General features: G+C 47.6%; 13 protein-coding genes and 1 CRISPR repeat array. All 13 genes read left to right on the top strand.

The genetic code is table 11. The features are described from left to right. Nucleotides 1-86: 86 nt before the first annotated feature. The 13 genes from WHS43_09615 to cas2 (WHS43_09555) are packed head-to-tail and all read left to right on the top strand — an operon-like array spanning nucleotide 87 to nucleotide 10,830. Entirely contained in the window at nucleotides 87-1,361 is a 1,275-nt protein-coding gene (locus WHS43_09615; GenBank protein ID MEJ5339895.1) for a hypothetical protein, read from the top strand. Further along, a complete protein-coding gene (cmr1, locus tag WHS43_09610; GenBank protein ID MEJ5339894.1) occupies nucleotides 1,358-2,692 on the top strand; it encodes a type III-B CRISPR module RAMP protein Cmr1 in 1,335 nt (444 codons plus the stop codon). Before WHS43_09615 ends, cmr1 begins: the two co-directional genes overlap by 4 nt. Continuing rightward, on the top strand, nucleotides 2,664-3,065 hold the full coding sequence (locus WHS43_09605; protein MEJ5339893.1) for an HI0074 family nucleotidyltransferase substrate-binding subunit: 402 nt from the start codon (nucleotides 2,664-2,666) through the stop codon (nucleotides 3,063-3,065). The genes cmr1 and WHS43_09605 overlap by 29 nt, the downstream gene beginning before the upstream one ends. Beyond that, the gene (cas10, locus tag WHS43_09600) at nucleotides 3,058-4,848 is read left to right on the top strand and encodes a type III-B CRISPR-associated protein Cas10/Cmr2 (protein ID MEJ5339892.1); all 1,791 of its coding nucleotides are present in this window, start codon (nucleotides 3,058-3,060) and stop codon (nucleotides 4,846-4,848) included. Before WHS43_09605 ends, cas10 begins: the two co-directional genes overlap by 8 nt. Continuing rightward, nucleotides 4,829-5,827 carry a type III-B CRISPR module-associated protein Cmr3 gene (gene cmr3 / locus WHS43_09595; protein ID MEJ5339891.1) on the top strand — a complete coding sequence of 333 codons (999 nt, stop codon included), beginning with the start codon at nucleotides 4,829-4,831 and terminating at the stop codon, nucleotides 5,825-5,827. The genes cas10 and cmr3 overlap by 20 nt, the downstream gene beginning before the upstream one ends. Then, complete coding sequence (cmr4, locus tag WHS43_09590) at nucleotides 5,824-6,711, top strand: type III-B CRISPR module RAMP protein Cmr4 (protein ID MEJ5339890.1); 888 nt, start codon at nucleotides 5,824-5,826, stop codon at nucleotides 6,709-6,711. Before cmr3 ends, cmr4 begins: the two co-directional genes overlap by 4 nt. Continuing rightward, complete coding sequence (cmr5, locus tag WHS43_09585; GenBank protein MEJ5339889.1) at nucleotides 6,708-7,079, top strand: type III-B CRISPR module-associated protein Cmr5; 372 nt, start codon at nucleotides 6,708-6,710, stop codon at nucleotides 7,077-7,079. The genes cmr4 and cmr5 overlap by 4 nt, the downstream gene beginning before the upstream one ends. Continuing rightward, nucleotides 7,060-7,995 (top strand): type III-B CRISPR module RAMP protein Cmr6, encoded by a 936-nt coding sequence (gene cmr6 / locus WHS43_09580; GenBank protein MEJ5339888.1) that lies wholly within the window; start codon nucleotides 7,060-7,062, stop codon nucleotides 7,993-7,995. Before cmr5 ends, cmr6 begins: the two co-directional genes overlap by 20 nt. Nucleotides 7,996-8,011: 16 nt before the next feature. Then, nucleotides 8,012-8,710, top strand: coding sequence for a HepT-like ribonuclease domain-containing protein (locus WHS43_09575; protein MEJ5339887.1), 699 nt, complete (start codon nucleotides 8,012-8,014; stop codon nucleotides 8,708-8,710). Next, nucleotides 8,710-9,426, top strand: a complete 717-nt coding sequence (gene cas6 / locus WHS43_09570) for a CRISPR-associated endoribonuclease Cas6 (protein MEJ5339886.1) — start codon at nucleotides 8,710-8,712, stop codon at nucleotides 9,424-9,426. The genes WHS43_09575 and cas6 overlap by 1 nt, the downstream gene beginning before the upstream one ends. Nucleotides 9,427-9,453: 27 nt before the next feature. Then, complete coding sequence (cas2, locus tag WHS43_09565) at nucleotides 9,454-9,723, top strand: CRISPR-associated endonuclease Cas2 (GenBank protein MEJ5339885.1); 270 nt, start codon at nucleotides 9,454-9,456, stop codon at nucleotides 9,721-9,723. Then, nucleotides 9,702-10,601 carry a CRISPR-associated endonuclease Cas1 gene (gene cas1, locus WHS43_09560; GenBank protein MEJ5339884.1) on the top strand — a complete coding sequence of 300 codons (900 nt, stop codon included), beginning with the start codon at nucleotides 9,702-9,704 and terminating at the stop codon, nucleotides 10,599-10,601. The genes cas2 (WHS43_09565) and cas1 overlap by 22 nt, the downstream gene beginning before the upstream one ends. Then, nucleotides 10,582-10,830 (top strand): CRISPR-associated endonuclease Cas2, encoded by a 249-nt coding sequence (gene cas2, locus WHS43_09555; protein MEJ5339883.1) that lies wholly within the window; start codon nucleotides 10,582-10,584, stop codon nucleotides 10,828-10,830. Before cas1 ends, cas2 (WHS43_09555) begins: the two co-directional genes overlap by 20 nt. A gap of 419 nt (nucleotides 10,831-11,249) precedes the next feature. Beyond that, nucleotides 11,250-11,576: direct repeats of the CRISPR family, unit length 35 nt; unit sequence GTTGCATTTTTATCTGACCCTCGGGGAGTTGCAAC. Nucleotides 11,577-11,640 lie beyond the last annotated feature (64 nt).

Genomic DNA, 11,640 nt, shown 5'->3' with positions numbered 1-11,640 from the left:
ATCTACATGGCGGTAATTTCTTACAATCTCCATAGGCTCTGGAGTGCAGGGATGCTATAACTTGCAACTTGCGTTAATATATTACCGTGGTGGAGGGTGGGAGAATACTTTTCTGGATATCTGGTGGCACCGCAGGAAAAAGAACGGTAAGATACGTATACTCTAATGAAGTCCTTGAATGTGAGCTTGCAGGTTGTGCAATAAAGAGACACTACAGTGGGGGTCTTAAGCTGGTGGCTTTCTTGCCCCACTCTCTGCCTGCAAACTCAAAGTATAGAGAAGAGGAGAAAGACCTCAGGGAATTGATAGACAGCCAGATTGACATCATTTACACCCCCAGCATCGGAAATCTTCACGGCTACACCTTTGAAGGAAGCTACCCATATATAAAGTTCTGGATTTTTCTCAATCTACTGAAATACTATCTGGAGGGAGGCTACAGGACTTTTTACTGTGACATCTCTCAGGGTCTGAATGTCTATGCGGACGCTCTCAAGGAAGCCTTCAGGCATCTCGTGGTGTTTGACAGGCTCATGCACTTCAGAGAGGGCAGTATAGAATCCTACATGGTATACACGGACCCAATCATAGGAGGGGAAGTGGAAAGGGCAAAGATATACGACGATGTTCCCATCAGGGTCAACGCATGGTTTGACAGTCCAGTTAAGAACACAAAGGACGAACACCTTTTATCGCACGGGCTCAATCGGGAACATATCAGACTGCTAAAAAGCTTCTACCGCACCTACAAAGCCCTCAAATACAACACGCCTCCGGTCATACTCACCTTTGGCTACGACCCGGAGGAGAAGGTGCAGAGAGCCATCAGCTCCCTGCTGGACAGGTATCTAAAGGAATACGACCCGGGATACTTTGACCCTGAGAAGAAGACCTACGAATACAACCTGCCAGAAAAACCCGATGAGAAAATAGCCATATTCCTTGCCCTTTCCCTTTACTGCGATATATCCCGCACCTTAGAAAGGGCAGGCATAAGACCAGAAAGGGAAAGCAGAGAGTTTACACTGGAAGACCTTGAAAAGTTTTTTTATATCTACGAGCATTACGGACTGTATGTAAACAGGGATTTGCTGAATAAGGACTTAAACAGGTTTGCAGGCATAAGAGCACAGTCGCAGTGGAATCAGCTTGGACACTTTGTAAACCAGAGCTTCAGACCAAGAAAGCCCGAGCAACTGAGGAACGACTCAGATGTAAAGAGAAACTTCTTTGCCCACTCGGGCATGGAAAACAACTGCGTATATGTCAGAAAAGGGGAGGATGGTCGGTTAATATTCAAGTATGGAGAGGAGTTTAACTCACTGATTAACGAGTTTGTGTATGACGAGGCAAGCCCATGAAGAAGCTGACCTTTGAGCTGGAGTTTATCACGCCGGCTTTTATAGGTGGAGCAGACCAGCAGGCAGAACTGAGACCCGCCAGCTTTGTGGGGCTTCTCAGGTGGTGGTGGAGGGCTCTCAAGGGACTGGATGACACAGAAAAGCTCTATAAGGTAGAGGTGGAGATATTCGGTGGGCACACCGAGGATGGTGCAAGGGCTGGAAAGGTGTGGATAAAACTGTCTGAGGTTTCTGGGAAAGACCACATAAGCGAAAGGCCGATGAAAGAAAAGTATAAACTTGATTGGGACTACGCTGGCAGAGAGGGTCTGAAGGGAGAACATGTAGGTGTGGGCTATCTCCTCTATTCTGTAAACATGAGAAGTAAAGAAAAAAGGGAGAGAGGTTTTCTTGAAGCGGGCTACCGGTTCAGGCTTACTCTCTTGGGAGAAGAAAGATATCTCAAGCCTGTGGTTGCCAGTCTCTGGGCTCTCGTATACCTTGGAGGTGTGGGCTCAAGGGCAAGAAGAGGCGGTGGAAACCTTGACTGCATAAGGGTTGAGCCAGAGATTGACTGGCTTAGCTTTAGTCCTGATGAAAAGCTGGGCAGATGGCTCTCTGAGAACCTCAAAAAGGCTATAGAGCTTGTGGGGGGCGGAAAGGATTTCTGTGCTGAGTATTCAAACCTCTCCTTTTCAAAGCTCCTTATCAGCAAAAGCGACTTTGATTCGTGGATTGAGGCACTGGACAAGGTTGGAAGGCACATTATGGAGTTCAGAAAACAGCACAAAAACAGGCTCTTTGAGATGGGCGCCTTTGGACTGCCCATCAGGCACAGCAAAGACCAGTTTTTAAAGTCTACAAAGTCTCAAAGGAGGGCTTCGCCCCTTGTGGTGAAGGTCATAAGGCAGGGAGACAGATACCGCTGGCTGATGCTGAGGCTGAGTGGAAGGTTCCTGCCAGAGGGAGAATCGCTGGACTTTGGTGGAAAAAGGGGCATGGCAGACTACAAAATACTGGAGGAGCTGAGAATACACCTGAGAAAACAGAATATAGCCACCAGCCTCAAACTCTCTGAGCCAGAAAGCCTGAGAAAACTTACAGAAGGGCTCATAAAAGCCTTTGACCCGCAGGCTATAATCCTCTTTGGCTCAAGGGCAAGAGGCGATGCAAGAAGGGACTCTGATATAGACATAGCACTGGAGATATCCGGCGACAGACCCATAGACACGGGCTCCTTTGTGGGCAACGTGGACCTTGTGGACCTCAGGAGGGCAGACCCCAAAATAAGGGAGGCGGTAAACCTTGAGGGTGTTTCCATCTATGAAAAGCAGGCTACAAAACCTGTATGAGGATTTTGAAAGAGCTATGATGGCTCTTGAAGAGGGTGTAAGTATGGCAAAGTCTGACCTTGAAGTGGAGGGTGCCATAAAGAGGTTTGAGCTGTGCTACGAGCTTTCATGGAAGCTGATAAAAGAGGCTCTGGCTTTTCTCGGAGTGGTCTGCAAAAACCCGAGGGAGTGCTTCAAACAGGCATACCAGAACGGGCTTATAGAAAATCAGGAAGCATGGCTCAGGATGATAGAAGACAGAAATGAGCTGGTGCATGTTTACAGCTTTGAGGGCTCAAGGGAAATATTTGAAAGGGTCAGAAAGGATTATTTTGGACTGTTTATACACTTGAAGGAAAGGGTAAAGGGCATGCTGGAGGGACAGGATGAATAAGCTACTCCTTTTTACCTTTTCGCCGGTGCAGAGCTTTATATCCCAGTCAAGGAAGCTCTCTGACCTCTTTAGCTCCAGCTTTATACTGTCATACCTTACTGAGAGGCTCGTTAAGGAGATTGAAAGTCAGAAGCTGGGAGAGGTAATATATCCCGTATACGACGAAAGCCTTAGGGACACAGACCTTGCGGGCTATCCCAACAGGCTGGTGGTGAAAACAGAAAAAGACCTGTGCGACAGGCTAAAAGAACTCTTTGAAAGGGTCTGGGAGGAGCTCTGCGAGCATGCAGTCTTTGCTCTTGGACTCTCCGGTAGGGAAAGGCTTCAGTTTGAAAAACACACGGGAGGATACTTTCAGTCCTTCTGCTACTGCATGGATTACATAGGCAGGGAGGGATGGCTTGAGAGAATGGGACTAAATGAAGTGGCGGACGCAGAGGATTACGGCTATACCTACGACCTGTTGGAAAGGTATCTGGGTGCTCTCAAAAGCTTTAGACCCTACGAGGGCAAGGTGGATGAGGAAACCTTTGAGAACAAGTATCCTGATGGTTGCACTCTGTGCGGGGAGCGTCCTGCTCTGGCTCTGGACTGGGATGAGCTGGGCAAAAGAAAGAGGTTTATGCTGGGTAAGGGCGAAAAGCTCTGCGGTGTGTGCCTTACGAAAAGGTTTGCCATGGAATACTTTGAGGGACAGAATAGACTGAAAAGAAAGAGCTTTCCCTCCACAAAGGACCTTGCCTGGGCGAGGCTAAGGTGTGAACTGATGAGGGATAGCAACGCAGGCAGGTATCTGGAATACATAAGGGCGGTAGAGCAGGCGGTCTGCCTTATTCAAGGGAAAATGGATTGCTCAATAAAGGACATAAATGCCGACTGGCTTGACCCTGAGGATGTGCTAAAGATGAAAAAGGAAGCACAGGAGCAGGAAGAGGAGCTTTACGGTGAGCTTCTTACCGCTCTTGAAAACCTCTACGACCCACACAGAGGAGGATACAGAAAGCCAGACAACTCCTACTTTGGTATTCTGATGGCGGACGGGGACGACATGGGCGTCTGGCTCGGATTGTCGCAGGATAAGAGGGGTAAAAAGCTCAGCGAAGAGTTTCACAGGAATTTTTCCAGAAGGCTCTCCGAGTATGCCAGAGAGGTCTACAGCCTTGCCAGAGAAAATTCACCCTTTGTAGAGCTTGTGTATGCGGGTGGTGATGATGTGCTGGCGGTGGGATATCCTACGAGCCTTCTGTCCTTTGCAAAGTGCATAAGGGATATGTTTTCTGAAGTCATGGGCTCTGAGGAAGCGACCATAAGCGCTGGCTTTGTTATAGGACATGAAAACGAAAACCTCAGGTTCCTTCTGGAAGAGGTAAGAAACGCAGAAAAGGAAGCAAAGAAAGCCGGCAAAAACCGCATATGCATCAGCGTGGTGCCAAGAAACTCACAACCGGTGAGATTGGTCCTTCAGTGGAATCATCTGGGACTCTTTGAAAGGATTGTCAACTACTTTAGAGAGGAGCTTCTTTCTCTCGGCATTCCCTATGCGGTCAGAGAAGAGCTATGGATATTCAGAGAAGAAAAGGCTGAAACTCAGCAGGACCTTATAAAGGCTCTTCTGAGGAGGGTCTTAAGGAGAAAAAGCAGGCTGAAGGGCGAGGTTGATGGGCTCATTGAAAGAATTGACGGGGCGGGCTTTTTGAGGAGCGTAGAGTCTCTGGAGTCACTTCTTTATGTGGCACGCTTTCTGTCCAAGGTGGAGGCGATAGATGAGGCTGTATGTCCTTGAGCCTTACGATGTGCTGACCTTTGGGGGTCTGAGGCACTTTGGTGCCGGAGAGACACATCTTCAGAGGAGCAGTTTTCCACCACCCATAATGAGGTTCTTTCACCTTTTTAAGAAAGTCTACGGCGTGTTTCTGTGGAAAGAGGGTCAGCTTTACATACCTGCACCCGCAGATGTGGTAAAGGAGAGGAAAAAGAAGGACAATTACGAGGTGAAGATTCTCAGGCTGAGTAGAGAAGGCGTTCCGCTCATTACAGGCACCGATAAAGCCTTTGAAACAGTAGGAAATGCCTTTATAAGTTACCAGCATTTTGTGGAGAGCTACTCAAGGGGCATGGAAAACATAAAAGTGTATCCTCTGGAGGAATTCATAAGCGTTGAATACAGGATTGGCATCGGTCTGGACAAAGACAGAAGGGTGGCAAAGGAGACTCTCCTGTATTCTCAGGAGTTTCTGAGGCTGGAAAGGAAGGAAAGGGAAAACAACCAACTGAAATTCGCAAGGGCTTACATTAGCGTGCTGGCAGACGGCAGGTGGGAGGATGCAGGGCAGGAGACCGCAGGTCTGGGAGGAGAGAGAAGGTTAGCCTTTGTGAAAGAGGAAAGCATAAGACCTTTTGAAAAACCCATTCAGATAGAAAGGGGCAAGACCTACAAGTTCTACTGCACCAGCCACCTTTCTGTGGAGGGTGGGCTCAGGCGTGGCAGTGCGTTGAAGATAAACAGCCTCAGTTTTGAGCTTCTTTGGCTTTTCGGTGGTGGGGTTGAGTATGTGTCGGGCTTTGCCAAGCCCTTCCTGCAGATGCTAAGACCGGGCAGTGTGCTTCTGCTGAAGGCTCTGGACGGCGGAGGGCTTGGATGTCGGCTCTGTCAGATTGAGGGAAAGCCTAAGGTTAATGTAAGAAAAGGAATAAGGTGGGACATGGATAATTTTCTGGATAGAGGATGGAACAGCGGAATACTTATGGAGGTAGAGAGATGAATAGAAGGACTTACCTTTTAAAGGTTCTCACTCCCCTTCATGTGGGTGCGGGGCAGGGGCTGTCGCACGTTGACCTGCCCATAGTGAGGGAGGTTCACACGGGCTTTCCCCTTGTGCCGGGTAGTAGCCTTAAAGGTTGTATAAGAGAATATCATCTCAGGCGCGTATGGAGAGAGTACTTTGCAGACAAGGGTGTGAACCTCTCTGACCTTGATGAAGAGGTAAGCAGTGGCAGGAAAAAGCTCAGGGCAATCAACGAAGATAGCTTCAAAAAAGACCTTGAATATATGCGTCAGGTCTTTGGAACGGCTGGGGAACTTGAGGAAGGCAACGCTGGAAAAGTGGTCTTTACCGACGCGAGGCTTCTGTTTTTCCCCGTCAGGAGTGTCAGCCACATATTCCTGCTCGTAACATGCCCCTATGCCCTTCAGAGATACGCAAGGGACACAGGGAAGGAAATAAGGGTTGAAAGTCCGAAGGATAGCGAAGCCTTCTGCTACTCTATGGAAGTTGCCATAGACAACAGGGTTATGCTTGAAGAGTTCGTCTTTGATGCAAAGCCTGCAGGCGAGGGTCTTGTAGGGTTTGTAAACTCGCTGGGTATAGAAGACAAGCAGAGGGTGGTGCTTGTGAGCGATACGGTCTTTTCTGAGCTTGTGCAGAGCTACACGGAGGTGCAGACCCACGTAAAGATTGACCCAGACAGCGGAACTGTAAAGAAAGGCCCCCTCTGGACCACAGAATACCTGCCGGCAGAGAGTGTGCTTTATGTGAACTTCTTTGTGGAGGATGGTGTGGAGTTTTCGGCTCCCTCTGAGATATGGCTTGGTGGGGATATGACAACAGGAAAGGGTCTTGTGAAGCTGAGGGAGGTAAAGCCATGAAAAGCAGGCTTCAGCAGGTGGCAGGACTGGCTTATGAATGCGTAAAGGGGGTAAAGGGTAAGGGGTTTGAAGGTAAATACGCATCTCACGCAAGAAAGTTGCCTTCCATGATAGTTCACAACGGACTTTTGACCACCTGCGCTTTCATAAGAGCCAAGGCAAAGGATGATGGCTGGCAGGAGATAGAAAACCACATAAAGCTCTATCTTGAAAAGATGGAGGGGAAAAAGGTCGACAGCCTTGTGGAGTTCTTTGCCGGTCTTGACTTTGCCCAGTATAGACTTTACACCCAGAAGATTCTTTACTTTGCCCAGTGGCTAAAAAGACTGGCAGAAGGGGAGCTAAAGTATGAAGCAGAGCAGGATTAAAAACTTTTCAGAGTTGCCAGGCGGAAGTGTCCATTCAGCCGTCAAAAGACTTTCAGAGAAGTCTCGAAACCCCAATCTGGGTCTGCTATTTTACAAGCTCCTCCCCTTCTGGTTTGAGGTTGACGAGCTGGAGCGAGGCATAAAGTCCCAGCACTCGGCGGAGAGGTTAGCCTCTATTTTAGAGAAGGTCAAAAGCTACAGTATCAGGCTTCCAGCCGTCCCCTGCCAGAAGAGCTTTAAATTGAAAACCGCCTACAGGCTTGTGGTGGGCATGGGCTATCCATCACTCTTAGAAAACGGCTTTCTCTTTCATCACACCTACGGAGTGCCATACATAGACGGGGCTACGCTAAAGGGTCTTGCAAGGCATGTGCTTCTGCTGTCCATACAGGAAGCCCTGAGCGAAAGACTTGGTGAGGAGAAACCTCTTTCTGAGATTGAAAAGTTTTTGCTGAGCGAGGAGGAAAACTTCAGAAAGCACAGGTTCTTTGAAGAGCTAAGGAACAGAGAGGTTGAAATTGTCCTGAGCGAGCCTTCTGTAAAGTTCAAGGACGCCCACATAACTTTCAGAAAAATCTTTGGCACACTGGAAAAAAGAGGTCAGATTATTTTCTATGACGCCTTTCCAGAAAAATTTAGCCCAGACCAGCTTGAACTTGACATCATGAACCCTCACTATTCTGAATACTACCAGAGCAAAGGTCAAAAGCCCCCGGCGGACTGGCAAAACCCAGTGCCGGTAAAGTTTCTGACATTAAAAAGAGGAGTTGTCTTTCGCTTCTGTCTGGACTATGAACCCCTCGGAGAGCAAGAGCCCGAGCTTCCTGAATATGCTGAGGTTCTCCTGAGAACCGGTCTTCAAAACTTCGGAGTAGGTGGTAAAAAGGCAAAGGGCTATGGCTGGTTTGAGCCCTGAGGCATAACTTATAAGAATGCAGACAGTCAAAAAGGTTGAAAACCTCCAGAAGTTGATGGAGGAGCTTCTAAGCCTCATGCCCCTTCTTAGGGAGAAGTATACAGTCAGAGAACTTGGCGTTTTTGGCTCCTATGCAAGGGGAGAAGAGAGGGAGGACAGCGACCTTGACCTGCTTGTGGACTTTGAAAAAGAGCCTTCTCTTTGGGAGTTTATGGAGCTGGAGGATTTTCTGTCTGAAAAGCTGGGCGTTAGGGTGGAGCTCGTATCAAAGAAAGCCCTGCAGTCCAGACCTGCCATAGGGCAGAATATTCTTAGCAGTTATGTGCCAGTAAGAGAAGACTGGCAGAGCTTCAAAGATAGAGCCATGCAGGGCAGAAGGCGAAGTTACCATGACTATCTCATGGACATAATCAGAGAAATTAAGTTCATAAGAAAGCACACAGAAGGTATAGATTTTGAAGAATTCATATCAAACGACCTGCTAACGCATGCCATAACCCGAGCCCTTGAGATAATAGGAGAGGCGGCTAAAAACCTTCCAGAGGAGCTACTGAGAAACTATCCAGAGATAGACTGGAAAAAGGTAAAGGGCATGAGAGACAGGCTGGCACATGCCTATTTTGGAGTGGACTACAGCGTTGTCTGGAGAGTGGTAAAGGAAGACCTGCCTGAGCTCCAGAGGGTTGTGGAGAAAATGCTGAGAGACCTCAGCTGATGGAAGGCTTTAGGTTGCAAGCAGATATAAAGCTGAGCCAGAGCAGGCTTCCACTTCTTTTCAGAAACCGCCTCATGTCTGCCTTCAAAAGCCTTATGGAGGATGAGCTGTATGCTGAAAGGCTTCCAAGACCCTTTAGCTTTTTTCTGAGTTTTGAGGGTGAGCTCCATGGTGAGGATTTTGTCCTAAGAAAGCCGGTTGCAAGGCTCTACATGAGCTTTCTGGAAAAGCCCCTCGGCGAGACCTTTGCAGGCAAGCTTCTGAGTTTGAGGGACTTTCCACTGTCAGGGGACATTAAAATGAGCGTCAGCTCCATCCGGAGTCTGCCGGTGAAAAACATAAACAGCCCGAGGGTGGTCTTTCGCCTTCTGTCGCCTGCGGTTCTTGAGAGCAAAGAGAACAAGCCTATACTTCCCAGCCACGGAGACTTTCAGAACGAGTTTAACCGCTTCCACAGAAGGGTCTTTGAGCTTCTGGGCTATGAATACAGGGATGTTTCACTTAGGTTCCATTTCTGGAAGAAGATAGTCGTAAAGCATACGCTGAGTGGCTTCAGACGCTCTAGCGGTAAGAGGCTCATGTATCTTACAGGTTTTGTGGGCAGGTTTGAAGTGGAAGGAGACCCGCAGAGCCTCAGGCTTCTGTATCTGAAGGGCTGGGGCGGTCGCACCGGCGAGGGCTTTGGCTTTGTGGATGTGGAGGATGTCAGAATATAGAAGAGAGGTCAGTTTTATTTAAGTAATATGGAAAAAAGAGCGTGGGTCGTGGTCTATGACATAGGAGACCATAGAAGCAGGCACAGGGTAGCAAGGGTTTTAAGAACTGTGGGCTTTCACATACAGCGTAGCACCTTTTACATACAGTCCATGAGCCAGAGGGAAATACAGGCTCTGATAAGCAGGCTTGAAAAACATATAAACAGAAAAACTGACAGGCTTTTTGTTTACCCTGTGGAAGAGCTGGAGCATGCAGAGGGCTATCTGATAAAACCATGGGAAACCTTCATAATCTGAAAAGACCTCTTCTCTTCTTCTCCAATGGCTATAACCTCTCAAAAAAGAAGGGCAGGCTTTGCGTCAAACTTAACGGTAAAGAGCATACCTTTCCAGTCTCTTATCTATCAGCCCTCTTCCTTGTAGGCAGAGGCACCATAACCACAGAAGCTCTCACTATGCTCTCAAGGGCTGGCACAGGTCTGTGCCTTTTATCCAGAAACTTCAACCTAAAGGGCATCTTTACACCAGAGGACGAGCATAGTTCTGTGGTAGAGAGAAGGATCAGACAATACGAGCTGTGGAAGAGCCAGCGACTAAGAGTAGCTTCAAGGATCGTGGTTATGAAGATAATTGAGGTTGAGAGGGAGTTTTCTGTTAACCTTGAGTATATGAGAACCATGGCAGAAAGGGCGGACAGCATAGAGGAATTGATGGGCTACGAGGGGATTGCATCCAGATACATGTTTGAGTCCCTATCAAGGGAAATCCCGCAGTTTTCTGGGAGAAACTACAGACCGCCTAAGGACCATGTAAATGCTCTTCTGAGCCTTGTTTACAACATAGCCTACTATCAGGCAAGAAGCCTTCTGCTAACTCTGGGGCTTGACCCCTACCTTTCCTTTCTTCACAGTCGGAGAGGCAGGCATGCCAGTTTTGCCTCCGACATAATGGAACCACTCAGACCTTTCCTGACTAAACATGTAGTGGAACTCTTGAAAAAAGACACAATTACAACGAGCCACTTTATCAAAGATAAAGAAAGTCGCCTGCTCAACAGAGATGGAATGCGGATTTTCATCAACAGCCTTGAGCCAGTTTATCAAAAATGCCTTGACAGATTATGGGACACACTTCTTGAATTGATGGAGGTAGAGTATGAGGCTTGTAGTGTATGACTACACAGAAGAACGCATAAGGAAGAAGGTGAGAAAATCCCTCAAGAGGCATGGACTCCACGCCCAGCTGAGCGTATTTGAAACCCACCAGGACCCCACAACACTGAAAACCTCGCTACTGACAGAAAACAGCCCCAACTTCAGGCTCACTGTGTTTAGACTGAGAAAGAACGCACAGCCTATCAAAATAGGCAACCACTACGACGGAAGCGACCAGAGCGTCTTCTAAGGTTAGACTTACCCCTTGTGTTAACAGCAGATATGGTATAATATCTACGCTGAAAGGTAGAGTTTTGAGGGTTGTAAAGCAACCCCTGTCATCTTGGCAACTGAATACGGGTTTTTGTGATGAAAGCCCCGAGGCGTGCTTAAATTTTTCCCATTTGTGAATGATATTCGTGTCAATATTTTTTGTGAGAGCTGGGAATTTTGAGATTTTGGGTAGTTTTTCAAAACATTCATTTACGAGTGCCGGATAAAATCATGAGACAGAGCTATCAAGCACCATCTTAAAAACCAGAAATGATGCGTGTTTGCTCTCTTTTGATTGATACTCAGGTTCCGGAGGGCTATTTATGATTTATATCATGTCAAAAGTCAAAAATGAGCCTATTCTAATCCTTGATTTTTAAGGACTTGCAAAGAAGGGTTGCATTTTTATCTGACCCTCGGGGAGTTGCAACATAACCATAGCCCTATAGCCATAGCCCTATAGCCAGTTGCATTTTTATCTGACCCTCGGGGAGTTGCAACCCTGCAGGTAGCGTTTGACTTTGAGCACTTCCTCTGGGTTGCATTTTTATCTGACCCTCGGGGAGTTGCAACCTTATATCTGGTGGGATAATCCCACCCCAGAGGTAATGTCTGTTGCACTTTTATCTGACCCTCGGGGAGTTGCAACTAATCTGATGACTGAGTAGACATAGCTGTCCGTTATCCGGTTGCATTTTTATCTGACCCTTGGGGAGTTGTAAGCGTCAAATCCATCCAGTGCTATAATCCTCCCATGTCCTCAAAAGACAAAACCCTAAGAAGCATC

The sequence above is a fragment of the Aquificaceae bacterium genome, assembly GCA_037481935.1.
Classification (GTDB): Bacteria; Aquificota; Aquificia; order Aquificales; family Aquificaceae; genus Pampinifervens.
This window is presented reverse-complemented; position numbering and strand designations above follow the sequence as displayed.